Origin of the sequence: Winogradskyella alexanderae (genome assembly GCF_020166335.1) — a bacterium.
Lineage (GTDB): Bacteria > Bacteroidota > Bacteroidia > Flavobacteriales > Flavobacteriaceae > Winogradskyella > Winogradskyella alexanderae.
The window spans coordinates 93,417-119,148 of the sequence record NZ_JAIUJR010000001.1; the positions used below are offsets into that span (position 1 = coordinate 93,417).

General features: G+C 35.3%; 20 protein-coding genes. 14 read left to right on the plus strand and 6 right to left on the minus strand.

Annotation, left to right across the window (positions count from 1 at the left end):
* Positions 1-41: 41 nt before the first annotated feature.
* Together LBU54_RS00385 and LBU54_RS00390 are read left to right on the plus strand one after the other, a co-directional pair.
* A complete protein-coding gene (locus tag LBU54_RS00385; RefSeq protein ID WP_224523843.1) occupies positions 42-509 on the plus strand; it encodes a retropepsin-like aspartic protease in 468 nt (155 codons plus the stop codon).
* A 31-nt stretch (positions 510-540) separates the two neighbouring features.
* Positions 541-1,167 carry a response regulator gene (locus LBU54_RS00390; protein ID WP_224523845.1) on the plus strand — a complete coding sequence of 209 codons (627 nt, stop codon included), beginning with the start codon at positions 541-543 and terminating at the stop codon, positions 1,165-1,167.
* A gap of 501 nt (positions 1,168-1,668) precedes the next feature.
* On the opposite strand, the gene odhB is transcribed toward LBU54_RS00390, so the two are convergent.
* A complete protein-coding gene (gene odhB, locus LBU54_RS00395; protein ID WP_224523847.1) occupies positions 1,669-2,895 on the minus strand; it encodes a 2-oxoglutarate dehydrogenase complex dihydrolipoyllysine-residue succinyltransferase in 1,227 nt (408 codons plus the stop codon).
* Positions 2,896-2,914: 19 nt separating this feature from the next.
* Positions 2,915-5,692, minus strand: a complete 2,778-nt coding sequence (locus tag LBU54_RS00400; protein WP_224523849.1) for a 2-oxoglutarate dehydrogenase E1 component — start codon at positions 5,690-5,692, stop codon at positions 2,915-2,917.
* A 114-nt stretch (positions 5,693-5,806) separates the two neighbouring features.
* Between LBU54_RS00400 and LBU54_RS00405 the strand changes: the two genes are divergently transcribed.
* The 4 genes from LBU54_RS00405 (at position 5,807) to LBU54_RS00420 (ending at position 9,897) form a co-directional block, all read left to right on the plus strand.
* A complete protein-coding gene (locus LBU54_RS00405; RefSeq protein ID WP_224523850.1) occupies positions 5,807-6,352 on the plus strand; it encodes an alpha-ketoglutarate decarboxylase in 546 nt (181 codons plus the stop codon).
* A 208-nt stretch (positions 6,353-6,560) separates the two neighbouring features.
* The gene (locus LBU54_RS00410) at positions 6,561-6,959 is read left to right on the plus strand and encodes a hypothetical protein (protein WP_224523852.1); all 399 of its coding nucleotides are present in this window, start codon (positions 6,561-6,563) and stop codon (positions 6,957-6,959) included.
* Positions 6,960-7,032: 73 nt separating this feature from the next.
* Positions 7,033-9,300 (plus strand): TonB-dependent receptor domain-containing protein, encoded by a 2,268-nt coding sequence (locus LBU54_RS00415; RefSeq protein WP_224523854.1) that lies wholly within the window; start codon positions 7,033-7,035, stop codon positions 9,298-9,300.
* 129 nt (positions 9,301-9,429) lie between these two features.
* Positions 9,430-9,897, plus strand: coding sequence for a c-type cytochrome (locus LBU54_RS00420; protein ID WP_224523856.1), 468 nt, complete (start codon positions 9,430-9,432; stop codon positions 9,895-9,897).
* Here the strand turns inward: LBU54_RS00420 and LBU54_RS00425 are convergent.
* Together LBU54_RS00425 and LBU54_RS00430 are read right to left on the minus strand one after the other, a co-directional pair.
* Entirely contained in the window at positions 9,894-10,241 is a 348-nt protein-coding gene (locus LBU54_RS00425) for a hypothetical protein (RefSeq protein ID WP_224523858.1), read from the minus strand. The two genes, LBU54_RS00420 and LBU54_RS00425, sit on opposite strands and share 4 nt — an antisense overlap.
* On the minus strand, positions 10,241-11,215 hold the full coding sequence (locus tag LBU54_RS00430; protein WP_224523861.1) for a polyprenyl synthetase family protein: 975 nt from the start codon (positions 11,213-11,215) through the stop codon (positions 10,241-10,243). The genes LBU54_RS00425 and LBU54_RS00430 overlap by 1 nt, the downstream gene beginning before the upstream one ends.
* 120 nt (positions 11,216-11,335) lie before the next feature.
* On the opposite strand from LBU54_RS00430, the gene LBU54_RS00435 reads away from it, so the two are divergent.
* The 8 genes from LBU54_RS00435 to LBU54_RS00470 all read left to right on the plus strand — a co-directional run bounded on the left by LBU54_RS00435 (position 11,336) and on the right by LBU54_RS00470 (position 22,402).
* On the plus strand, positions 11,336-11,941 hold the full coding sequence (locus tag LBU54_RS00435; RefSeq protein WP_224523863.1) for a TetR/AcrR family transcriptional regulator: 606 nt from the start codon (positions 11,336-11,338) through the stop codon (positions 11,939-11,941).
* Positions 11,942-11,944: 3 nt separating this feature from the next.
* Positions 11,945-13,351 (plus strand): TolC family protein, encoded by a 1,407-nt coding sequence (locus LBU54_RS00440; RefSeq protein WP_224523878.1) that lies wholly within the window; start codon positions 11,945-11,947, stop codon positions 13,349-13,351.
* A gap of 10 nt (positions 13,352-13,361) precedes the next feature.
* Complete coding sequence (locus tag LBU54_RS00445; RefSeq protein WP_224523879.1) at positions 13,362-14,528, plus strand: efflux RND transporter periplasmic adaptor subunit; 1,167 nt, start codon at positions 13,362-13,364, stop codon at positions 14,526-14,528.
* Between the two features lie 5 nt (positions 14,529-14,533).
* Complete coding sequence (locus LBU54_RS00450) at positions 14,534-18,076, plus strand: efflux RND transporter permease subunit (protein WP_224523881.1); 3,543 nt, start codon at positions 14,534-14,536, stop codon at positions 18,074-18,076.
* A 133-nt stretch (positions 18,077-18,209) separates the two neighbouring features.
* Complete coding sequence (gene aspS, locus LBU54_RS00455; RefSeq protein ID WP_224523883.1) at positions 18,210-19,967, plus strand: aspartate--tRNA ligase; 1,758 nt, start codon at positions 18,210-18,212, stop codon at positions 19,965-19,967.
* Positions 19,968-20,008: 41 nt separating this feature from the next.
* On the plus strand, positions 20,009-21,790 hold the full coding sequence (locus LBU54_RS00460; RefSeq protein WP_224523890.1) for a chloride channel protein: 1,782 nt from the start codon (positions 20,009-20,011) through the stop codon (positions 21,788-21,790).
* On the plus strand, positions 21,787-22,032 hold the full coding sequence (locus tag LBU54_RS00465) for a hypothetical protein (protein ID WP_224523893.1): 246 nt from the start codon (positions 21,787-21,789) through the stop codon (positions 22,030-22,032). Before LBU54_RS00460 ends, LBU54_RS00465 begins: the two co-directional genes overlap by 4 nt.
* Positions 22,033-22,210: 178 nt before the next feature.
* Positions 22,211-22,402, plus strand: a complete 192-nt coding sequence (locus LBU54_RS00470) for a cold-shock protein (protein WP_262899703.1) — start codon at positions 22,211-22,213, stop codon at positions 22,400-22,402.
* A gap of 50 nt (positions 22,403-22,452) precedes the next feature.
* On the opposite strand, the gene LBU54_RS00475 is transcribed toward LBU54_RS00470, so the two are convergent.
* Together LBU54_RS00475 and LBU54_RS00480 are read right to left on the minus strand one after the other, a co-directional pair.
* A complete protein-coding gene (locus LBU54_RS00475; protein WP_224523898.1) occupies positions 22,453-22,902 on the minus strand; it encodes a nucleoside deaminase in 450 nt (149 codons plus the stop codon).
* Between the two features lie 13 nt (positions 22,903-22,915).
* The gene (locus LBU54_RS00480; RefSeq protein ID WP_224523901.1) at positions 22,916-25,549 is read right to left on the minus strand and encodes a T9SS-dependent M36 family metallopeptidase; all 2,634 of its coding nucleotides are present in this window, start codon (positions 25,547-25,549) and stop codon (positions 22,916-22,918) included.
* Between the last annotated feature and the right edge of the window lie 183 nt (positions 25,550-25,732).

Consider the following 25,732-nt stretch of genomic DNA (forward strand, 5'->3'; position numbering starts at 1 on the left):
CAAAAGTAACGGATTGGTATATATTTACACAAAGTGATACTATGGAATCTTTACAGGACTTTCTTCTTAACAAGGGTTATTCTAAAATCAAACTAAAATTTACTAAAACCAACCATTTTGAAATTAGAGCATACATCAATGGTGTAAAAGGGCGTTTTATTTTAGACACAGGTGCATCCAGTAGTTGTGTTGGATTTGAAGCTGTAGATAGATTTAAATTAAAAGTTAAAGATTCTGAAATTAGAGCGGTTGGTGCTGGCGCATCTAATTTGGAAACTAAAATTTCAAAATCTAACAATTTGAAAATCGGTAGATGGAAAAGAAGCCGTGTTGTTCTTATATTATTTAACCTCTCGCATGTAAATAATGGTCTAATAAATCACAATGCAGAGCCAGTTGATGGTATTATTGGTGCCGACATCCTCAAGAAAGGTAAAGCTGTGATAGATTATCAAAAAAAATACCTTTATTTAAAAATGAAGGATGTTTCTTTACAGAATCATGCTTAGTATCAAATTAAAGGTAAAAACGAATTAAGTCATGAAACCAGCTATTGTTATTGCAGATGATCATCCTTTGGTCTTAAAAGGCTTGACGGACTTTTTAACTGAAAAGAAATATAATCTCATCGCCAGTGCCAACAATGGAAAAGTAGCGCTCTCTTTAATAAAAGCACATCAACCAGATATAGCTATACTTGATATTAAAATGCCTTTTTATACTGGTTTAGAAATCGCACAAAAGTGCAAGGAATCTAATTTGCCTACAAAAATCATTTTGATAACTCTGGAAAAAGAAGAATCAACATACAAAGAAGCCAAAAACCTTGGTATTTATGGTTATGTTTTAAAAGAGTTTGCGCTGGAAGAAATTGAAAACTGTATTGCCTCAGTGGTTAACGGACACGCCTATTTTAGCCCAGAGCTTATCGCCTATATAAAAAGAGATGATACTCCAAAGCAATTAAAAAATCTCACTCCAACAGAATTGAAAATTCTAAAACGAATCTCAAAAAATAAGACTGCAAAAGAAATTGGTGAGGAATTATGCTGTTCCCCTCGTACAGTCGAAAAACATAAAAGCCATATTATCAGAAAACTAAATATTTCGAAAACACCTAACAGCCTTCTTAAATGGGCTAAAGAACATCAAAAGCATTTGGCTTAAAATATACGTAAGGTTACGTATAGTATCGTATTAATTTATTTTTGATCTTTACATTGTTATTAATTAAGGGTTAATAACGAGCTATTAATTAGTTCTTAGGGGATTATTAGAGCCTTGAACAACTTGTTCGAGGCTCGTTTTTTTATGAACTATTAAAAATACGTAAGGTTACGTATAGTATGGCTTTGTTATTATCCTCATCTTTACATTGCTATTAATCGGACGCCTCAGATTAAATTCTGAAAAGCTCTGGATTAATTGCTTTTTCCAGAGCTTTTTTAAATATCATATTATGAATACGTTAAACAAAAATGCTACTAAAAAGGATAAGATAGTTATAGGTTTTTTAATTGTATGTTCAATTATAGTAGTATCAGCCAACGTTGCAGTTAATTTTTTTAGTTAATTTTAGTTAGTTGTTCTTTAAGTAAGTAATTACAAGAACAAAAAAAGCGCAATCTATCCAGTTGCGCTTTTTTTATTCTGTCCATTTAAAATACTTTACATCTCCAAAGCTTTCTTTGGATCATTATCCATTAACAACTCTATTGGATTTTCTAAGGCTTCTTTAACTGCTACCAAGAATCCTACAGACTCCTTGCCATCAATTATTCTATGATCGTAAGATAAGGCAACATACATTATAGGACGTATTTCCACCTTACCATTTACTGCAACAGGTCGCTCAACAATATTGTGCATACCAAGGATACCACTTTGCGGTGGATTTATAATGGGTGTAGAAAGCATACTTCCAAAAACACCTCCGTTAGATATTGTAAACGTACCTCCTGTCATTTCATCTACTGTGATTTGACCATCTCGTGCTCTAATTGCCAAACGCTTCACCTCAGATTCAACACCTCTGAACGTAAGGTTCTCAGCATTTCTTATCACTGGAACCATTAATCCTTTTGGACCAGACACTGCAATACTTATATCACAAAAATCATAGGATATCATTTCCTTTCCATCTATCATTGAATTCACAGCAGGATACATTTTAAGTGCCCTTACAACAGCTAACGAAAAGAAGCTCATAAAGCCTAAACTTACGCCGTGTTTTGCTTTAAAATCCTCCTTGTACTGTTTTCTAAGATCAAAAATTGGCGTCATGTCTACCTCATTAAATGTGGTTAACATTGCTGTTGTGTTCTTGGCTTCAACTAGTCGCTCTGCAACCTTGCGTCTTAGCAAAGACATTTTTGTGCGTGAACTACTTCTATTGCCTCCTGTTGGCGTTCCCATTGAAGGCACAGCATTTACAGCATCATCTTTTGTTATTCTTCCATCTTTACCTGTACCCTGTACCGTTGAAGCATCTATACCTTTTTCTGCCAATATCTTTTTAGCTGCTGGACTCGCTGTACCAGTAGCATACGTTTTGGTTTCTTGGGTGACTGCTGCAGGTTTACCCTCTTCCTTCTTAGGTGTTTCTTCCGTCTTCTTTTCTTCAGTAGGTGCTCCGTTACCATCACCTTCCGGTTTTGATGCACTCGTATCAATTAAACAAACTACCTCACCAACTGCTACGGCATCACCTTCTTCAGCTTTTAAAGTAATTGTGCCACTCGCTTCTGCAGGTAGTTCTAGGGTTGCCTTATCACTATCTACTTCTGCAATTGCTTGGTCTTTTTCTACATAATCCCCATCTTCTACCAACCACTCTGCAATTTCTACTTCTGTAATGGATTCGCCTGGTGAAGGCACTTTCATTTCTAAAATCATGGACTTATTTATTTAAGCTCTATTTTGAGTTTTTATTGTACTTCTTTTGATTGTTCTTGGTAATATCAAAAACAAAATCTATTACTTCTTGATGTCTCATCTTAGAGCGTAATGAACTTCCTGCTGCAGGTGCACTGTAAGGCCTTCTGCTTGCTGCCCTAAAATTTTTGGCTTCATCAAAATGCATTAAAATATGGCTGTACGCACCCATATTACGCGGTTCTTCCTGTGCCCAGACAATGTCGTCAGCGTTTTTATACTTTTTTATAACGTCTTTCATCGCTTCAACTGGCAAAGGAAATAATTGCTCAACTCGCACTAAAGCAACATCTTGACGCTCTAGTTTTTCTCTTTCATCCAACAAATCATAGTAAAATTTACCTGTAACAAAAACCAGTGTTCTCACATTATTTTGCTCAACCTCAGCGTCATCAATCAAGGTTTGAAAACTACCGTTTGCAAATTCATCGACAGTTGAAATTACTTTAGGATGTCTCAATAAGCTTTTTGGCGTAAAAACAATTAGAGGTTTTCGGTAATTGGCCTTCATTTGTCTTCTCAAAAGATGGAACATATTTGCAGGTGTGGTACAATCTGCCACAAACATATTGTCCATGGCACATAGTTGTAGATAACGCTCCATACGACCTGATGAGTGCTCTGCCCCTTGCCCTTCATAACCATGAGGTAGTAACATGACAAGTCCATTCTGTGTTTTCCATTTATCCTCTCCTGCAGATATGTACTGATCTATCATAATTTGGGCTCCATTACTAAAATCCCCAAATTGTGCTTCCCAAATGGTGAGCGTATTAGGACTTGCCATGGCATAGCCATAGTCAAATCCAACAACTCCATATTCTGATAATGAAGAATTAAAAATATTAAACTGTCCCTGATCCTCTGCGACGTTTTTTAATAAAATGATTTCTTCCTCACTATCTTCTACTTTCACAACCGCATGTCGGTGTGAGAACGTTCCTCGCTCTACATCCTGACCTGAAATTCTAACATTATAGCCTTCTTTTAAAAGTGTACCATAAGCCAAATGCTCTGCCATTGACCAGTCTAAACGGTTTTCGTCAAACATGGTTTGTCTAGACTCTACCAAACGTTGTATTTTTCTTATAAATTTTTTGTCTTTTGGTAATGAGGAGATCGCTTTAGTTACCGCCTTGAGGCTTTTTTGTGAAACCCTAGTGTCTATCGGTTTCATCATTTCCACCTCATCAACCCGCACAAAATCCTTCCATTGCTCTTGCATGAATGGAGAAATAATTGTCTTTTCTATCTTTCTGGAATCTACTAATTTTTCTTCAAGTTTTTCCTTGTATTCTTTTTCTATTTGAGACACATATTCCTTGTCTATTATGCCTTCAGCCAGCAGTCGTGCGGCATAAATATCTCGTGGATTTTTGTGTTTGGATATTGCTTTATACAAAAGTGGTTGGGTAAACTTAGGTTCGTCACCTTCATTATGTCCATATTTTCTGTAGCCAAGTAAATCAATGAACACATCACGTTTAAATTGCATTCTAAAATCTAACGCAAAGAGTGTGGCATGCACGACGGCTTCTGCATCGTCTGCATTAACGTGCATTACAGGTGATAAGGTAACTTTACCCACATCTGTACAATAGGTACTTGAACGACCATCTAGATAATTAGTAGTAAATCCTATTTGATTATTCACCACAATATGCACAGTGCCATTGGTTTTATAGCCATCTAGTTTGGCCATTTGTACAACCTCGTACACTAATCCTTGTCCGGCGATGGCGGCGTCTCCATGCACTACTATTGGCAAAACTTGAGATTTGTCCTTAATCTCATTTTTATCTTGCTTGGCCCTTGCTATCCCTTCTACAACAGCACCAACAGTTTCTAAATGTGAAGGATTTGGTGCGATACTTAAATTTATGCGTTTCCCTGTATCAGTTGCTCTATCACTTGTCCATCCTAAATGGTATTTTACATCACCATCAAAGATTTCTTCTTCATAATCCTTACCGTCAAATTCGCTGAAAATGTCCTTTGCAGATTTTCCAAAAATATTTGTGAGTGTATTAAGTCTTCCTCTATGCGCCATCCCCATTACAAATTCCTTAACACCATATTCTGCTGCTTTTTCTATCATGGCATCAAGCGCAGGAATAAGTGATTCATTCCCTTCTAATGAAAATCGTTTTTGCCCTACATATTTAGTGTGTAAGAAGGACTCAAAGGAGACCGCTTCGTTTAGTTTTCTAAGTATATTTTTCTTTTGATCTGACGTAAACTGAGGGTGATTATCGTTAACGTTCAGTTTATCCTGAATCCATTGGATTTCCTCAGGCTTTCTTATATACATGTACTCAACACCAATTGAATCACAATAAATTCGCTCTAGGTGATCAATTATAACTTGTAAGGTATTTGGTCCTAAACCAATAACTTCTCCAGCAGAAAAAACGGTTTGTAAATCATCCTGGGATAATTCAAAATTCTCAAGTGCTAAAGTTGGCACATATTTACGTCTTGCACGGACCGGATTGGTTTTGGTAAACAAATGGCCCCTACTTCTGTAACCATCAATTAATTTAACAACCTGAAATTCCTTGTGAAGTTGTTCTGGGATCTGGGTAGAAACACCTTCGACTATTTCACCGTCGAAACCATAATTTTCAGAGCCAAAATCATACCCTTGAAAAAAGGCTCTCCAGCTAGGTTCTACAGAATCAGGATTTTTTAAATATTGGTCGTATAAATCAGCAAAATAAGCTGTGTGCGCTGCGTTGAGAAAGGAATATTTATCCATTACTTTTTTTGAGCCGTTGACGTTTCAACAAAATTTCTCCAAAAATACAACTTTTACCAAATATAGATATGGTTTTATTATATTTATAACAAATAGAAAACCCGAATTATAGAGATGGCAAAATTGAACACCAATAACCTCAAAAGATTATGTTTTTATTTAATATTTACTGCGTTTTTTAGCACTTTTTCATTTGCGCAAAACACCTTTAATGGTCCAAGTAATTTTTGGGATAATGTCCAGTTTGGAGGTGGCCTTGGTCTAAACTTTGGCAACGGCTTTTTTACGGGAGCCATTTCACCAAATGCATTATATAGATTTAGCCCATTTGTAGCGACAGGCGTTGGACTAAACTTTCAATACAGTTCACAACGCGATGTTTTTAAATCTACTGTAGTTGGTGGAAGTGTCATTGGTTTATTTAGTCCGGCAAGGGAAATTCAACTTTCCACGGAATTCGAGCAGCTTTATGTAAATAGGGATTTTGATCAACAGTTTATTTCCAATGCAGATGACAGCTATTGGTATCCAGCCCTTTTTCTTGGTGTGGGCTATACTAGTGGGCGCATGACATTTGGTATACGGTATGATGTACTTTATGACGAAGATAAAAGCATTCAGCCCGAAGCTTGGATGCCCTTTGTGAGATTTTGGTTTTAACAAAAATTACACCCATATTAAAACTATTCCCATACTAAAAGAAAGTAACAAACAGAATCTCCTGTCAAAATTTTACGATTAACTAAAATTGGGCTCTTAACCTTAATTATTAATTAGAAATACAAAAAAAAACAAGTTGCCTTCTAGTGTTTAATTTTTACTGATAAATATCAGTTAATTAAAAATATTATAATCTGAAATTTGCAGGGTGATATCACAATTATTACATAAAACCACTGCCCTGCTTCTTACCATTCTATTATTAGCAAATAATCTCAATAATATTATTATTGTAACCGATTTTGTGGTTAATCAAGATTTTATTGCGAAAACGCTCTGTATTCAAAAAGAGGAACAAAAAGGATGCATGGGTAAATGCTATTTAAAAAAACAATTGGAGGAAGCGTCTACACAAGACGAGAAGCAACCTTTACAAATTCAAAACAGAATTGAATTATCGTTATTTATTTTAGCTGACAAAGATTTGTCAGTCAAAACAAAATCATCTTTTCAATTTAATAAAAAGAATCTTTTCTTTTATAACAAAGGCTTAACACCTTTTCAGATCGTTTTTGAAATAACACATCCTCCAGAAAAATCTGCATAACGCATTTTATTTAACCCAATGATTTACAATCAAGCGGTTGCTTCAAGAATATAACATAAACAAAAAAGCAGTTATGTATTTTTATAAAACATTACTAATTAGGGCAGTCTTGACCCTAGTGCTTGCATTTGTATCAATTTCAACAAATGCTCAAAAAAAGATAAAAGCACAACTTCTTGACATTTCAAATGCGGCACCCATTGTAGGAGCTTCCTTTAAATATGGAACCCAAAATGGCACAACCGATACAAATGGCAATTTTTATTTTATTTACGAAAAAGGTGAGACATTATATCTTTCGCATATAAACTATAGTGAATGGTCTTTGGACGATTCTCAAGTAATTGATCTTAGTAACCTAGGCATTATATATAAAGAACAAGTAACCATTGACCTTTATCCCGTCACTGTAATTTCATTACGATCAAAGAAAAGTCCAATAGAAGAAGTTCAGCTAGAGTATAGCGATCAACTAGCTCATGATGCAGCATCAATTTTACGCAAAAACCCTTCAATAAATGCCGTCATAAAAGGAGGTAGCTATGGATTTGATCCTGTTTTTAGAGGATTCAAATACGATCAACTCAACATTGTATTAAACGGAGCACAAAGTGCTACAGCGGCATGTCCTAACCGTATGGATCCTCCGACAAGCCAAATGGCACCAAATATGTTAAATCGTATTGAAATACTCAAAGGTCCTCATGCATTGCGCTATGGCACTGGCTTTGGCGCAACCATCAATTTCATACCTGAAGAGCTCAGATTTACAAACAAAAACGACCTTTACGGTAGAGTGTCTACCGGTTACGATGGTAACGGAAATGTATTCAGAAATGAAGGCTTGGTAGGTTTTAGCGGAAAATTTCACGATGTTGCGTTTTTTAGTTCTTGGTCACAAGGCAATGACTATACCACAGGTAATGGTGATGAAGTAGCTTCTGATTTTAACAGAGGTAGCTTTGGAACAAATTTAGGTTTCAAAATTACCGAAAATCAGCAACTGAGACTATCTGCAGTGTATAACGTTGCTAGGGATGCCGATTTTCCCGCTTTGCCAATGGACTTAAGAAAGGATGATACGTGGTTATTTAATTTGAGGCATGATGTAACAATTGAGAAAAAACATTTAAACTCTTGGAACACCACGGTATTTGGCTCCTTTGTTGATCATTTAATGGATAACTTGCTTAAACCTTTAGACCCAAGAATGCTAAATGCCCAGACCAACGCAACCACCTACAATTTTGGCGGTAGAACAGAGGGAATCTGGTATTTTAATAAATCTAAACTTTTTGCTGGTGCAGATTTTAGACAAGAAGGTGCAGATGGCACACGAGAGCGAGAATTTCTTATGGGCCCAAATGCAGGGAATACGTTTAACGATAATGTATGGTTAGATAGTAATATTGCAAAAACAAGTCTATTTGCAGAATATCATTTTAAAATCAATAAAATGAAAGCTGTTGTATCATCACGTCTAGAATATAACAATGGTACTATTAATAATCTTGCAGAGGAATTTGAACAAACCAATGACAATTTGGACATTTCACAATTTAATCCTAGTTTCAGTTTTGGCTTAACGAGAAAATTAGATAACAAAGCTTCGCTAGGTCTTTGGATAGCTAGAGCTCAACGTAGTGGTGGTCTTACCGAGCGTTATATCAATTTTTTTCCTGTAGGCCAGGATCCATATGAATTAGTTGGTAATCCGCAATTAGCTCCAGAGGTTAACAATCAAGTTGACCTCACATTTCAGTGGCAAGACAAAAAGACTTCTCTTAATGTCGATATTTTTGCAGGTTATCTTCAAGATTTCATATCATCTTTCATTGATACAGATCTTTCTCCAAGACTACCTATGAGCCCAGGCGTAAGGCGCTTTACAAATATTAAAGACGCTTTTAAAACAGGATTTGAGATCAATTGGCATCAGCAAATACTTAATAATCTAGTTCACCAAGTTGGCGTTGCTTACACCTATGCTGAAGACTTAGAACGTGACCAGCCACTGCCAGAAATTGCACCTTTAGATTTTAGATACACCTTAACAGGCAATTTTCTCAATGAAAAGTTATTACCAGAGATAGCTTTTAGACACGTGTTGGAACAATCGCGTATTTCTCCAGAATTTGGCGAAACAGAGACACCATCATTTTCCAGACTAGATTTTAGAGTAGCATATCAATTTTCAGAATCTAGTAATATTACTGGTGGTATAAATAACATATTTAATGCTTACTATTATGAGCATCTTAATAGATCTGTAAGAGGAAATAATCTTCCTATCTATGCTCCAGGACGAAACGCATATGTTTCGGTTAATTTTACTTTCTAAGCAAACTCTTTAAGGGCTCAATTATTTTATTGCCTCATTCAATTTTTAAAATTTTAAAAATTGAATGAGGTTTTATTTAAGAAATAATAATTTAATTTTAACTTGTGACTACTATATAAACTATCCCATATGAAATCAATAGAAAAACTTATTTATCTGTTAGCAATCGCATTTTTTTTCAATTGTGGTGAAAACAAAAAAACCGAAAATGTTAGCTATGGCAAAACTGACACACAGAAGGTACCAGCATCAGAGCGTGTAGATTTAAAAAACAAGGGTGTAGGTCCTATTACATCCGTAGACTTACCGTTAGTAGTTGACGAAGAATTAGCCAAAAATGGGGAAGAAGTTTATAGCAAATTATGTCTTGCCTGCCATATGGTTGATCAAAAATTCATAGGTCCTTCACCTAAAGGTATCCTTAAACGCAGGAGCCCTGAATGGGTAATGAATATGATTATAAATCCCGAAAAAATGGTAAAGGAAGATCCGCTGGCTAAAGACTTATTGGAAGAATATAATGGCTCACCAATGGTAAGTCAAAATGTAAGCAAGGAAGAAGCAAGAGCAATTTTAGAATACTTTAGGACACTTTAATATACATTTCGAAACCATACCTTTTGCCACTCGCGTTGAAGAATTAAAAAAGTAACCGCTTCAGATATTTTTTGAGTATTGGTTTCCTCTATTTGCCTAATTTTTAGTTCGGACACATCTACTTGATATAGCAAATTGAGATAATCTGAAAACTTATTTTCAATAAGATATTGTATAGTTTCTTGCAGTACTAATTTTAGGCTTGTTGGTAAGGTTTCCTTGTCAAACTCCAAATCTATATTGGCGTATAGCAAATCTTTATTGAGCTGAACTATTAGCTTTTTGTATAGATTTAGTTCTTCGGCCTTAACTATGAGCTCATTAAACGTTGCAGGCAAAGCCATTATACACGTCGTTTCATTAATTGTTCGCCAAAAAGTCGCAAAACTTGCTTATTCTCATTTGCAATATTAATTGAATCTAAAACGCTGAAAGCGCTATTCGTATAGTCTTTAACAGCAACTTGGGTTGCTTCTTCTGCGCCGGAAGCTTCGAACAAAGCCTTGACCTTGTTAACTTTTTCATCTTTTTCTATACTTTGGTTGCCCATAATATCAATTAAGGAGTCTTGTTGCTTTTGTGTTCCTAATTCCAAAGTTTTAAGATAGAGGTATGTTTTTTTATTCTCAATGATATCGCCACCTACTTGCTTGCCAAAAGTTTCGGGATTACCAAAGGCATCTAAATAATCGTCTTGCAACTGAAAAGCAATACCTAAAAGACGCCCAAAATCATAAATGGCTTTCTGATCAGTATGAGATGCATTCGCAACAATTGCTCCCATTTGCATTGCGGCACCCACCAGTACAGCTGTCTTGTACTCAATCATTTTGAGATACTCTTGTATGGTTACATCATTTCTTGTTTCAAAATCTATATCGTACTGTTGCCCTTCACATACTTCCAGTGCTGTTCTACTAAAAAGTGTAATGAGCGACTTGAAAGTATCTGAATCATAACTTTCAAAAAACTGATATGCCATAATCAACATTGCATCTCCAGAAAGGATTCCTGTATTTAAATCCCACTTGTCATGTACGGTTTGCTTTCCCCTTCTAATGGGAGCTTCGTCCATTATATCGTCATGAACTAAAGTAAAGTTATGAAACACCTCTACAGCCAATGCAGCATTAAGTGCTTGTTTTGCATCTACTCCAAAAACCTCAGCAGACATTAACGTCAAAACAGGTCTTAAACGCTTACCTCCTAATTTAAGGATGTATGTTATAGGCTCATATAAGTTTGATGGATCCTTGGATACTGCATAATTCTCAAGGTAATCGATAACTAAACTCTGATAGGTCTCAATCTTTTGCATAATACAAATTAAAGCTTTAAGCCTCTTTTAAGCTAATGTTAATCATGTTAAATTAATATTAAAACTTAGGAAACTTTTTTTGTTTTTAAAGTTTCCTCGTTTAAATTTGCCATTTCAATTATGAGAGAAAAGATTATACATAAGGCATCTGAATTATTTCTAACACTTGGTTTTAAAAGTGTAACGATGGACGATATTGCTTCCGCGATGGGCATATCTAAAAAAACTATATATGTTCATTTTAATAATAAAACTAAACTAGTTGAGGCTGTAACATTTACATTATTTGAAAATATCTGCGATGGTATCGATTGCATTTGTTTAGACGCAAAAAACCCTATTGAAGAGTTATACGATATAAAGATGTTTGTGATGCAACATTTAAAAAATGAACAAGCATCACCCATTTTTCAATTAAAAAAATATTACCCAAATATTCATGATGCATTAAAAAGCAAGCAATTTGAAAAAATGCACCAGTCCGTTTCAGAAAGTCTTACAAAAGGCATAGAAACAAAATTGTTTAGACCAAATATAGACGTAGAGTTTATCGCTAGACTTTATTTCAACGGGATGACTGGTATTAAAGATGAAACCATCTTTCCTAGGGATAAATTTTCTATGGAATATTTAATTGAAAACTTCTTAGAGTACCATCTAAGAGCCATTGTAACTGAAAGAGGGTTCGAAATCCTAACTCAATTTATAACTAAAAATCAATCTTAAGAAATGAAATATATACCTAACCTGTTTTTTCTTTTATTTTTTATAACTGGGTTTGCTCAAGATATTCCAAGCAGTTTAAGCCTTCAAGAAGCCATAGATTATGCATTAAAGAATAATAGACAAGCTAAAAATGCAGCTAGAGACATTGAAGCTGCTAAACAACAAAAATGGGAAACTACCGCGACAGGATTACCTCAGATAAATGCTAATGTCAATTACCAAAACTTTCTAAAGCAACAGGTTTCTTTACTCCCAAACGCCGCTTTTGATAATAGGCAAGGAATAATTGATACTGTTGAAGAATTTTTTAATCTTAGTGCTAATGGTTCACCTCAACCGCTTGATGGCTTCACCGAGATTATCTTTGGCACAAAACAAAATGTTAATGCATCTGCCTCATTGAGCCAACTCTTGTTTGATGGTTCGTATTTGGTCGGATTACAATCTGCAAAGGTATTTCTTGAAATATCAAAAAATGCCAAAGATAAAACCGATCTCGAAGTAAGAGAAAGTGTAATTAATGCATACGGTAATGTTTTATTGGCTCAAGAAAGTGTCATTATTTTAGAAAAAAATATTAGCGTTCTTCAAAAAAATCTAGATGAAACAACCAAGATTTTCGAAAATGGTCTTGAAGAAGAAGAAAGTGTAGAGCAATTACAAATCACATTAGCGAATCTTCAAAGTAATCTAAATAATAGCAAACGTCTTAGTGGAATTGCATATCAGATGTTTAATATCGCTATTGGTGTAGACTACAATGCTAATATTGCACTCACTGACAATCTTGAAAGTCTTACCGAAAAAAATATCTCCTTAGACGTTATAGTAGAAGAAAATGATGTAACCTCAACGGTAGAATATAAGATTGCTGCGAACGATAAAGAATCTAAAGCGCTCTTACTTAAGCTTGAAAAAAGTAAAGCGCTTCCTAGATTAAGTGCTTTTCTAAATGGTGGTTATTTAGGTTTTAGTGACCAATTTACATTCTTTGACAGTGATCAAAGATGGGCCGGTTTTTCAGCATTTGGATTTAATCTTGATATTCCGATATTTAGTTCGGGAATGCGCAGTGCCGCAACACAACGTGCACGCATTAATCTTGAAAAGGCAAAGGACGATTTAACTGAGACAGAGCAGTTATTAAATTTACAAATCCAGACTGCAAAAAGCAATTATAAATTTGCATCTGAAGATTACTTCAACAAAAAACGAAATCTAGAACTTGCAGAACGTATTGCACAAAAAAACGAAACTAAATTCTTTGAAGGTATTGGCTCTAGTTTTGAGTTAAGACAAGCACAAACACAGCTTTATGATGCCCAACAGCAAATACTTCAAACCATGCTAGACGTAATTAATACGAAAGCAGAATTAGAAACTATAACAAATACACCATCCAAATTTTAAAATAATCATCATGAGAAAAATAGCAACTGTTTCTATAATAAGCGTCCTTTTATTTACCTGTTCAGGATCCGATAAAAAGCAGAGTATTGAAGACATTATAGGCTCCAACGATATCACTACCATTCAAGCCAAAAAGAACGAATTGGTAAATGAACAGCAACTACTAGCTCAGGAAATTAAGCAACTAGATGAAAAACTAAAGGAGATAAGTCCAGATAGAAATATTCCTTTAATTACTACACTAACTGCTAAGGCAGAAGAGTTTAAACATTATATTGAACTTCAGGGCAGTGTAGAAACCAAAAAAAATGTAGTAATTACTCCAGAGATGCCAGGAATTTTAACACGCGTTTACGTAAAGGAAGGAGATAAGGTGTACAAAGGACAGCTACTCGCAAAAATTGATGATGGTGGATTAAGTCAACAATTGTCAGCGTTGCAAATTCAGGTAGATTTGGCAAAAACTACATATGAACGCCAAAAGAGATTATGGGAACAACAAATAGGCAGTGAAATTCAGTTCTTACAAGCCAAATCAACTTACGAAAGCAATTTAGAATCTATAAATCAACTAAAACAGCAATTGGCAAAGTCTAACGTAAGAGCTCCATTCTCTGGGGTTATAGACGATGTTATAACAGAGCAAGGTAATGTTGTTGCTGCTGGCCAAACACAACTTATGCGAATTGTTAATCTTAACGATATGTATATAGAAACAGATGTCCCAGAAAGTTATATAACTAGCGTTGTCAAGGGTAAAGAAGTAGAGATTACCTTTCCCGTGTTGGGAGAAACTGTTTTCTCTTCTGTTAGACAAACAGGAAATTTCATAAATCCAGCAAATAGAACATTCAAAGCAGAAGTTGTTGTGCCAAATAAAAGCAAGAACATTAAACCTAACCTTACCGCGAGATTAAAGATAAATGACTATAGTAGTGAAAACGCCATTCTCATACCTCAAAGTATTATTTCCGAGAATTCATTAGGTGATCAGTATGTATATGTAATAAAAGATAAAGAAGATGACAACGCAGTAGCGCACCAAACCATTATCCAAACGGGTAAAACACAAGGCGACAAAATTGAAATATTATCTGGAATAAAAGCTGGTGAAGAACTTATAGTGGAAGGTGCAAGAAGTGTAAAAAACAAACAATCTGTTAAGGTTAAAAACTAACATCAATGACTAAAAAGAAATTCAAAAAGGTAGTTGATAAAGAGTTTAAATTATCCTCTTGGGCCATACACAACAAAACCACAATGTATGTAGCCATAGTTATGATTTTATTCCTGGGTATATCTGCGTATTTTAATATGCCGAGAGAGAGCTTCCCAGAAATAAAGGAAACCAAGATTTATATAAGCACGTTATTTCCAGGAAATACGGCTGAAGACATTGAAAAATTACTTACTGACCCACTAGAAGACAAACTAAAAAATGTAAGTAATGTTGTAGAGATTACCTCAACCTCACAGGAAGATTACTCTATGGTCATTGTAGAATTTGATGAAGACATTTCAGTAGAAGCCGCTAAGCAGAAAGTCAAAGATGAAATAGATAGTGAGACTGCAGGAGAAGACTGGCCTACATTTAACGGTGCTAAAGTTGAACCAAATGTTTTTGAATTGAGCTTGTCTGAAGAAATGCCAATATTAAACATAAACATTTCTGGGGATTACCCCGTTGAGCGCTTAAAAGAATTTGGTGAATATCTTGAAGACGAAATTGAAGACTTACCAGAAATCAAGCAGGTAGATATTCGTGGTGCACAGGAAAAAGAAGTAGAAGTTGCAGTAGATGTCTATAAAATGATGGCATCTAGGGTAAATTTTAATGATATAACAGGTGCTATTAGTAACGGCAACATGACTATGTCTGCTGGAAATTTTATTACTAGTGGACAAAGAAGAACAATAAGGATAATAGGTGAAATCGAATCTCCAGACGACTTAGAAAACTTTGTGGTTAAGTCAGAAAATAATAGTCCCATTTACCTTAAAGATATTGCTACAATTAAATTTAGACCAAAAGACAAAACAACATATGCAAGAGAATTAAACCCGGAAACTAATATCGGTGAAGCCGTTGTTATGCTGGATGTTAAAAAGCGATCTGGCAAAAACATGGTTGCTGCAGCAGAAAAGATTGAACAAATTGTTAATAAAGCAAAAACAGAAATTTTTCCGCCAGATTTAAGGATTACAACAACAAATGATCAATCATCTAAAACAATAGGGCAAGTTGATGATCTTGTTAACAACATCATCTTCGGGATTATTCTAGTAGTTACCGTTCTCATGTTTTTCTTAGGATTTAAAAATGCTCTTTTCGTAGGGTTTGCCATACCAATGTCAATGTTTATGTCCTTAATGATTTTAAATCTATTAGGATATACTATGAACACCATGATTCTTTTTGGCTTAATAATGGGGTTGGGTATGTTAGTAGATAACGGAATTGTTGTTGTAGAAAACGTTTACAGGCTTATGGATGAAGAAGGCTTGTCCAGATTAGAAGCCGCTAAAAAAGGAATAAGTGAAATCGCTTTTCCAATTATTATTTCTACTGCAACCACAGTGGCTGCATTTATTCCTTTGGGATTATGGCCAGGACTGATGGGACAATTTATGATTTACTTCCCAATTACGCTTTCTGTTGTTTTAGGATCTTCTTTAGTTGTTGCAATATTCTTTAATTCCGTTTTAGTTTCTCAGTTTATGACAACTGAAGACAAAGAAATGCCTCTTAAACAAATAGTGAGAATATCTATTATACTAATTGGTTTTGGTGCAATTATAGTAATTTTTGGTGGCGCATATAGAGGATTGGGAACTTTAATGATTGTTACTGTAATACTACTTTGGATTTATAGATTAATTTTAAGAAACGCTTCAATTGGTTTTCAAACTAAAGTTTTAACCAGACTTGAAAACGCTTATGAAAACACCCTTACTACATCCTTAAGAAGTTGGAGACCGGTTGCAATAGCAATAGGAAGTCTGTTATTATTTTTTATAGCATCTGGAAGTTTTGGCGCATCAGTAGCTAGCCAACGCACAAAAATTGAGTTCTTCCCAGATAATAAGCCAAATCAGATTATAGTATATATTGAATATCCTGAAGGAACCGATATAGAAAAAACAAATAAAATTACAAAAGATATCGAGAGCAAGGTTTATGCTATTCTGAATAACCCAGAATATATTTCGGAGGGAAGTAATTTTATGGTTGAAAGCGCCGTGTCCCAAGTTGGTGAAGGGGCAGGAAATCCTATGACAGACGGTGGATCTGTAGCAGAAATGCCGCACAAAGGTAAAATTACGGCATCTATGCGAGAGTATAAATTTCGTAAGGGTAAAGATAGCGAAGATCTACGTCAAAAAGTACAACAGGCCCTTACAGGAATTTATCCAGGTGTTTTAATTTCTGTTGAAAAGGATGCCAACGGCCCACCGGTTGGACCACCAATTAATATTGAAATTGAAGGAGACGATTATGACGAGCTAATTGCTGTTGCAGAGCGTATGCGTACGTTTATAAATTCAAAAAATATTGCGGCAATAGACGAGCTGAAGATTGATGTAAATAAAGACAAACCTGCAATGCAAGTGGTTGTTGATCGCGAAAAAGCCGGTGAATTAGGCGTTAGTTCAGGACAAGTTGGCCAGCAATTAAGGAATTCCTTATTTGGCACTAAAGCAGGTATCTATAAAGAAAACGGTGACGATTTTGATATTTACGTCCGATTTAATGAAGACCTGCGCTATAACAAAAGTGCGCTGTTCAATCAAAAAATAATATTTAGGGATATGGCTTCAGGCCAAATCAGGGAGATTCCGGTTTCGACTGTTGCAAAACAAAACAATAATTCCGGCTTCAGTGCAATAAAGCATAGAGATACTAAACGTGTTGTAACAGTTTACTCTTCACTAGCACCTGGTTATGTAGATGCACAAGCTGTGGTAACCCGAATTCAAAATGAAATGAAAAATTTTGAAGAACTACCAATGGATATAAAAATTGACTATACAGGTCAAATTGAAGAACAAAATAAGGAACAGGCATTCTTGATGAGTGCATTTTTCGCTGGACTCTTTTTAATTTTCCTTATCCTTATATTTCAATTTAACTCAGTATCAAAACCTGCGATTATTATGATTGCGATATTCTTAAGTTTAATTGGTGTATTTGGTGGCATTGTAATTACAGGTGCATCATTTGTTATTTTAATGACAATGATGGGTATAATATCCCTCGCTGGTATTGTGGTGAATAATGGTGTTGTTTTATTGGATTATGCACAATTGTTAATTGACAGAAGAAAGAACGAGTTAGATTTAGACACCTCAGAATTTTTACCAAAAAATGAATTATTGCAACAAATTATAAAAGCTGGTAAAGCGCGTTTAAGACCAGTATTGCTAACTGCGATTACAACAATTTTAGGTTTGATACCATTGGCAATAGGACTTAACATTAATTTCTTCACTTTAATGAGTGAGCTAGATGCAAACATTTATTTTGGTGGTGACAACGTTATATTTTGGGGTCCATTAGCATGGACAGTTATCTATGGTTTGTTTATTGCAACGTTCTTAACGCTAATTGTTGTACCTGTTCTATTCTATTTAGCTATGAGTTTTAAATTCTGGTTAAAGACCAAATTTGGTGCAAATGAAATCAAGTTAGAAACCATAGAAGAACAAACTCCTATACTTGAGTAATTAAGTGTAGTGATTAATAGCCAAAAGCCTTAACAATTGTTAAGGCTTTTTATTTATTTATCTTCTGAAGTTGATTAAATTTGCAGCGCTCTTCGACAGAGATTACAACAAAGTCGATATTTAATTTTTCAATATGTTTAGAAGTCATACTTGTGGTGAGTTAAGAACCGCACATAGCAAAACTGAAGTAACTTTAAGTGGCTGGGTGCAAGGTGTAAGGGATAAAGGATTCATGATTTATGTAGACCTTAGGGATCGCTATGGTATTACACAATTGTATTTTGATGAAGAAAGCACACCAAAAGCAATTATGCTAAAAGCCCAGAAACTTGGGCGTGAATTTGTAATACAAGCCAAAGGTACCGTTGTTGAGCGCGCATCAAAAAATCCAAATATCCCAACTGGAGATATAGAAGTTCTGGTTTCTGAGCTTACCATTTTAAATACATCTTTGGTACCACCATTCACAATTGAAGATAAAACCGATGGTGGTGACGATTTACGCATGAAATACCGCTATCTGGATATTCGTCGTAATCCTGTTAAGGAGAGTCTAATTTTTAGGCATAAAGTAGCTCAGGCAGTTAGAAATTACCTTTCAAATGAAGGCTTTATTGAAGTCGAAACGCCCTATTTGATTAAATCTACACCCGAAGGCGCACGTGATTTTGTTGTACCTTCTCGTATGAATGAGGGACAATTTTATGCACTGCCTCAATCACCACAAACCTTCAAACAGTTGTTAATGGTGGGTGGTATGGATAAATACTTTCAAATTGTAAAATGTTTCAGAGATGAAGATTTAAGAGCTGACCGTCAACCAGAATTTACACAGATTGACTGTGAAATGGCTTTCGTTGAGCAAGAAGATATTTTAAACACGTTTGAAGGATTAACGCGCCATTTACTTAAAGAAATTAACGGTGTAGAAGTTGAAAAATTTCCGAGAATGCTCTATGATGACGCTATGCGACTCTACGGAAATGATAAGCCAGACATTCGTTTTGGAATGCAATTTGGCGAATTAAATGACGTGGCTCAGCATAAAGACTTCAATGTTTTTAATAATGCTGAATTGGTAGTTGGTATTGCTGTACCTGGTGCAAATTCGTTCACTAGAAAAGAAATCGATAAACTCATTGATTGGGTTAAACGTCCACAAATTGGTGCCTTAGGTATGGTATACTGTCGTTGTAATGAGGATGGCACCTTTAAATCATCAGTTGATAAATTTTACAATCAAGAGGATTTAGCCAAATGGGCGGAAATTACAAGAGCAAAGCCAGGTGATTTAATTTGTGTATTATCCGGCGAAACAGATAAGGTAAGAGCGCAACTTAGCGCACTGCGCATGGAAATGGCAGAACGCCTAGGTTTACGCAAATCAAACGAATTTGCACCACTTTGGATTATGGATTTTCCATTATTAGAGTGGGATGAAGAAACAGAACGATTCCATGCGATGCATCATCCTTTTACCTCTCCCAAACCCGGTCAGTTAGACTTGTTAGACACAAACCCAGGAGATGTTAAGGCTAACGCCTACGACTTAGTGTTAAACGGTAATGAGATTGGTGGCGGATCCATACGTATTCACGACAAACCAACTCAAGCCATAATGCTAAAACATTTAGGATTTTCTGAAAAGGAGGCAAGAGCCCAATTTGGGTTTTTAATGGATGCATTTGAATATGGTGCACCACCTCATGGTGGAATTGCATTTGGACTTGACAGACTAGTTGCTATTTTAGGAGGACAAGAGACCATAAGGGATTTTATTGCGTTCCCAAAAAATAATTCTGGCAGAGATGTTATGATAGATGCACCTGCACCGATAGATGAAGAACAACTTGAAGAATTGAGCTTAAAACTCAATCTGAAGGCTAAATAATTATGATCCTGCTTAGTGCAGGATTTTTTATAGTTTAGGGTATGCCAATAAATTCTAAATTTTTCAAGCGTATTCATATTTGGAGGTATAAACATATCTCCGAAAAAAACTTCATTTTTTTATTGAGTTTGATTATTGGCTTACTGGCAGGAATTATTTCTGTCTTTATTAAAAATATCACTTTCGCAATAGAGGCTATTTTTGAAAAAGGTGTTATTCTATCCGAAAACAGTATTTATTTTATTCTACCCATTCTGGGTTTACTTTTGGTTTACCTGTTCGTAAAATATGTGTCAAAAAAACCTAGTGAACACGCCATCCCGTCCATATTATTTTCATTGTCAAAACGAGATGGTATTATAAATAAAAGAAACATTTACCTCCCTCTAATTACCGCACCCTTAACTGTAGGTTTTGGAGGTTCTGTAGGATTATTAGGCCCAGCAATTGCATCAGCTTCGGCAATGAGCTCTAATATTGGTAGATTGTTACATATTGACAGAAAGACAAGAAGTTTGTTAATTGGTTGCGCCGCGGCAGGAGCAATTGCTTCGATTTTTAAGTCGCCTATTGCTGCCATAATTTTCGCAATAGAAGTCTTTAGTTTAGATCTCACATTTGCTTCACTTTTACCACTTTTGATTGCATCGGTATCATCTGTCATTACATCGTATTTCTTTTTAGGTGACAGTGTCTTATTCAACTTTAACGTTACCGAAAAATTTGTTATTAAGGATACCTTATTTTATATCGTCCTTGGAATAGGTACAGGTATCGCATCAATATATTTTTCGAAAATCTATTTTGGGATCACCTCTCTTTTTAATCGCTTTAAATCAGCAAGACAAAAACTCATATTTGGTGGAATTGCTATTGGTGTCATGTTATTCTTTATTCCACCGCTTTATGGCGAAGGCTTTGGATTTATTAATGACTTACTACTTGGAAATGACATTAAAGCACTTGGCAGTAATCCTTTTGAAGAATATTTGGATAATATTTGGATTGTAATAGGATTACTTTTTGGTATTACCATTTTTAAGGCCATCGCAATGACTACAACTTTTGCCGCTGGTGGAACTGGTGGAATTATCATACCAACTTTAGTAATGGGCAGTGCCTTAGGTAATGTTGTTGCAAAGGTTATCAATAACTGTGGTTTGGGTTTCTCGGTTTCAGAAGCAAATTTCACTCTGATTGGTATGGCAGGATTAATTGCTGGTGTACTACATGCTCCATTAACAGCAATTTTTTTAATTGCTGAAATTACAGGTGGCTACGAACTGTTTGTCCCACTAATGATAACTGCTTCCATGTCTTTTATCATAAACAAAAATGGTTTAGATCACACTATTTATACGAAAGAATTACTTGAAAAGGGTGCTCTGCTAACACAAGACAAGGATAAAAGTGTTCTTACGTTGATGAAGCTGGATGCGGTTATCGAAACGGATTTTATTCAATTACATCCCGAGATGACTCTTGGCGATATGCTAAAGGAAGGTGTTTCGAAGTCTAACAGAAACCTTTTTCCCGTAACAGATCACGAAAATAACTTTATGGGAATAATTATGTTAGATAGCATTAGAACTGTGATGTTTGATCAAACCCTTTATAATTCCACAACGGTTGAAACATTCATGCAAAAACCGCCTGAGTTTATTCATTATGAAAATGATTCAATGGAGGTTATCATGAAAAAATTTCAATCGTCTGGTGCATGGAACCTACCAGTTATTAAAAAGAATAAGTATTACGGATTTGTTTCAAAATCTAAACTTTTAACGGCATATCGCCGTGAATTAATTAATTTCACATCATGAAGTTGTTAAAAGGATTCACATTTATAGCATTTATTGCCGCTTTGGCAAGTATTGTGTGCGGTTTTGTTTTGGAAACAGAATATGCCCAAAAACTTATTGGTTTTGGCGTAATTGGTATTTTCTTTATTGTATTCCCTCTATTCTCTTATTACCGATGGAAGGGTAAAAGCATGAAAGACTACATGCTTACTAAGGAAAACCTGGATAAAATGAGAGAAAATCAAAGAATTAACAAATATTAATTTTCTATTTTAATATTGTTCTCTTACTCCTTAATTGCTTTATTTATAGGCCCTAGCTAGGTATTTTCTTAAATATTTATAACGTTTTAGTTTTCACATAATTAAAATAAAACAATAATTTAACCTTTGGCATTGGTTAATCCCCTACCTTTGAATTTTAATTTTTTATTTATTTATAATGACTGGAACAGTTAAATTTTTCAATGATTCAAAAGGATTTGGATTCATTACAAACGACGAAACAGGAAAAGACATTTTCGTACACGTATCAAACCTTAATGGTTTAGAACTTCGTGAAGGTGATAATGTAGAGTACACAGAAGAAGAAGGAAGAAAAGGTATGGTTGCATCAAACGTAAGCATCCTTTAAGATATACTTTATTACAGTTTCAGCGCCCAACCAATGGTTGGGCGTTTTTTTTAATTTAAGTTTCGTTTTTCAATAAAAAAGCGTTTTAGGAGATTTGAAGCTTCATTCTCTAATATTCCTCCTAGTACTTCTGTTTTTGGATGGAGTTTGGTTCCCATAGTTCTAAAACCTCGTTTCTCATCCGTTGCCCCAAAAACAACTCTAGAAATTTGGCTCCAAAAAAGTGCTCCTGCACACATTTGACAAGGCTCTAATGTAACATACATAGTACAACCCGTAAGATATTTTCCTCCCAAAAAATTAGAAGCCGATGTTATAGCTTGCATTTCTGCATGAGCAGTAACATCGTTCAAAAGTTCTGTTAGGTTGTGAGATCTCGCAATTATTTTATTCTTAATCACAATAATTGCTCCGACTGGTACTTCGCCTTTATGAAAAGCCTCTTCTGCTTCCTGAAGGGCTTTTTTCATAAAGTAAGTATCGTCATATGGGTTAATCATACCTCAAAGATAATTAGTTCTTAATTATCTTCTCATTATAGTTTACCGTATCACTTTTAATGTTAAGAATATAAATACCTGTCTTAAGATTTGCCGTATTAATTGTAATTGAACCAAGCAGACTGCTTTCTTGACTTAATACAACTCTTCCATTAACATCTATTAAAGTAATCGAAGCCTTCCCTAGATTCTCAGTAGTACTTATGGTTAGTTCTGTTTGTGTTGGATTCGGATAAACATTAAAATTACCAATTGCGAATTCATCAACACTTAATAGGTCAGAACAATTATTAAGAGAAGGGTCGTCACTCGGTGGCATTGAAAAATCTTCTGTTTGATCTGTGCGGATATCTGCATCCCCCTGTGTAGCGTTATACCCAAGTCCACGCGCTGCAAAAACTTCCCATATTGTACATTGGTCTACTCCACCAGTTAATAAAGTATCTGCAGCCAAAAGGGCATCTCTACCATCAATAAATCCAGGACTGCATGGTTGCATTTTAAGGGCTTGTACTACAAGTTCCATTATTTTATTGTTTCCTCCATCACCATTAAACAGATCTGGATCAAAACCATACTTATCAATATAGGCCCAAGTTAGGTCCCAAAGTGCTGTTGCCCAAACTGAACCTATTCCATGAGGCTGACTAATGCTTGGATTATTAGTAACACCATAAGTCAATTCATTTATTGCAAAATCAGGACTATAACGTCTAGGTCTAATTCCACCACCTGTTGTAGGTTGGCTAATGGCAAACGTACCAATACCTCGGGCATCATCGGCAGTATCTGTTTCGTACATAGTAATCATTAATCCAAACCAATCGGACCATCCTTCACCCATTTGCTCTGCATTAAATAAGCAATTGGCTGCCGAAGGCCCTCCGGTTGTTCTATTAGATATTCCATGACCATATTCATGCGCAATAATTCCGTTGTCAAAGTCTCCATCTACTTGAAATGGGCCATTATTTACAAGTGTTGCATTAATTGTATTAGCATTATTAGCAAGCGATGCAATTATAGCTTCACCATCTGCTTGATTAACCATTATTGATGGTATTGTTACGGAAGCACCTACTGCACCTGGACCCATTATTATAGGATCATCAGGAACATTATTCACCATTATTACTGCTACTGCACCAGCATTTTGTGCTGCTAGCACCTTTACTCCAAATTCGCACTCGCCTCTTCTGATAATAGCAATTTTGCCATTTAAAAAAGCTGTATTTGTTATTGGATCACAAGCGTCCAAAACATCAGCCGCTAAATCCGTAGCTAACGCTAATTGAGTGGCGATTGGTGTGGTTGACAGAGGATTACCAAAACTAGCTTGTACGCCAGAATAGCTCCCCGTAGCGGTTCCATTTAGTATTTCTAGAGGATCGTTTAATGGTCCTACAGGAGACCACAAAAACATTGTCATAACAGGATTTTGACCATCCGGAGGCGTACCAAATGTTGCATTATTTAGGCCACTTCCGTCCTGTGCATCAGCAACCACCTCATCTCTCTGCAAACCTTGATTACCATAATTGTTTGCTTGAAAATTACCTGCTCTTTCATCAAAACCATGATGATACCAAATATCATGCATCATATTATTTAAGTAGAACAAATTGGTAATTGCAACATCTTCATAGCCCGCTGGTGGCTGGTTCAAATCCAAAGGAAAATCAAAGGTTAAACTTGATGTTCCATCTGGTTGATAACCAGGAGTAAAAACTTGTCCATCCCTATCTTCCTGTGCAAAAACGTTGTTCCCTCTTGTTGTGGTATGTTCTGGTCCAGGTACTCCGTTTTCGTCATGCCAGCCAAAAGGTGAGGCAACAGGACTTGCAGGATTTACAACTAACTGACGTGGACCATGATTAGGACTTTCTGCTGGCAATGCAAATACATTGTAACTTGCACCATCAACTAAAACTGAGGATGGTGAAATCATTTGATTGTAAAAATTCATCTCCTCCTCTTGGTCTAGATGTGTATGATCCTTTTCAAATGTACATGTAAGCAAAAAGTCGTTAATAGTAATAATGTCATTATTGGTTGCGTCAATTCTAACACTATACCAATGTGAGTTATCATTTGCAAATACTACAACATCCCATGCTAAAGTTAAACCATCATTTGTTGGCGCATATACTAGCTCTACATTAATATCCCTTTGTGATATGCCGGCTTTTGAATACACATATGTATTTCCTGTCTTTTCTAATTGTACCAATCCATTCACCATACCTAACTCAAAGTGGTTTGCCAATGCATAGATAGCAGACTCAGGTGATTGAGATGCGGTATTTGTATTGATTTTATTTGCAATGTCATTCATGAACCTATTCGCATAGTAAAACACTTTATTGTCCTTAACTACTACAGTAGAAATGGCATTAAAAATATCTATACCTTGATATGTCTGATTTAAATAAATATAATTTACTCCTGCATCATCTTGGTATGAATCTCTTACTACAATATCTTCTATATCTGCGGTTTCAAGATTCAATTCTTCTTTGTTATACTTTAAATAGTCTATTATCAAAGTTCCAAATTCTGATTCTTCAAGAGCGGCCTGTGAGAATGAAATTTGAGATACGAATAAGAGCATAAAAAGCCACGCAAAACCAAAGTAGTTTTTTTTCATTTTGAATTTTAAATTAGTGATTAGTCAAGAAGGCAATACATTAGTATGACTTCGCAATTTTTTTTACGAAAATAACAAATAATTGAAAAATTCTGAAAAAGTGATGCTAATCATTAAGAAAATTGGTCTTTTTCGACCTACGAACTCAACAATATAAAAGTCACCTCGTTGTTATTATAATTT

Bases quoted from the DNA above. Each gene is read 5' to 3' on its own strand.
- LBU54_RS00460 (WP_224523890.1), top strand. From the start codon at position 20,009: ATGCCAATAAATTCTAAATTTTTCAAGCGTATTCATATTTGGAGGTAT.
- LBU54_RS00445 (WP_224523879.1), top strand. From the start codon at position 13,362: ATGAGAAAAATAGCAACTGTTTCTATAATAAGCGTCCTTTTATTTACC.
- LBU54_RS00440 (WP_224523878.1), top strand. From the start codon at position 11,945: ATGAAATATATACCTAACCTGTTTTTTCTTTTATTTTTTATAACTGGG.
- LBU54_RS00390 (WP_224523845.1), top strand. From the start codon at position 541: ATGAAACCAGCTATTGTTATTGCAGATGATCATCCTTTGGTCTTAAAA.
- LBU54_RS00470 (WP_262899703.1), top strand. From the start codon at position 22,211: ATGACTGGAACAGTTAAATTTTTCAATGATTCAAAAGGATTTGGATTC.
- LBU54_RS00480 (WP_224523901.1), bottom strand. From the start codon at position 25,549: ATGAAAAAAAACTACTTTGGTTTTGCGTGGCTTTTTATGCTCTTATTC.
- LBU54_RS00475 (WP_224523898.1), bottom strand. From the start codon at position 22,902: ATGATTAACCCATATGACGATACTTACTTTATGAAAAAAGCCCTTCAG.
- LBU54_RS00400 (WP_224523849.1), bottom strand. From the start codon at position 5,692: ATGGATAAATATTCCTTTCTCAACGCAGCGCACACAGCTTATTTTGCT.
- LBU54_RS00415 (WP_224523854.1), top strand. From the start codon at position 7,033: ATGTATTTTTATAAAACATTACTAATTAGGGCAGTCTTGACCCTAGTG.
- LBU54_RS00405 (WP_224523850.1), top strand. From the start codon at position 5,807: ATGGCAAAATTGAACACCAATAACCTCAAAAGATTATGTTTTTATTTA.
- LBU54_RS00430 (WP_224523861.1), bottom strand. From the start codon at position 11,215: ATGCAAAAGATTGAGACCTATCAGAGTTTAGTTATCGATTACCTTGAG.
- LBU54_RS00420 (WP_224523856.1), top strand. From the start codon at position 9,430: ATGAAATCAATAGAAAAACTTATTTATCTGTTAGCAATCGCATTTTTT.
- aspS (WP_224523883.1), top strand. From the start codon at position 18,210: ATGTTTAGAAGTCATACTTGTGGTGAGTTAAGAACCGCACATAGCAAA.
- LBU54_RS00465 (WP_224523893.1), top strand. From the start codon at position 21,787: ATGAAGTTGTTAAAAGGATTCACATTTATAGCATTTATTGCCGCTTTG.
- LBU54_RS00435 (WP_224523863.1), top strand. From the start codon at position 11,336: ATGAGAGAAAAGATTATACATAAGGCATCTGAATTATTTCTAACACTT.
- LBU54_RS00450 (WP_224523881.1), top strand. From the start codon at position 14,534: ATGACTAAAAAGAAATTCAAAAAGGTAGTTGATAAAGAGTTTAAATTA.
- odhB (WP_224523847.1), bottom strand. From the start codon at position 2,895: ATGATTTTAGAAATGAAAGTGCCTTCACCAGGCGAATCCATTACAGAA.
- LBU54_RS00385 (WP_224523843.1), top strand. From the start codon at position 42: ATGGAATCTTTACAGGACTTTCTTCTTAACAAGGGTTATTCTAAAATC.
- LBU54_RS00425 (WP_224523858.1), bottom strand. From the start codon at position 10,241: ATGGCTTTGCCTGCAACGTTTAATGAGCTCATAGTTAAGGCCGAAGAA.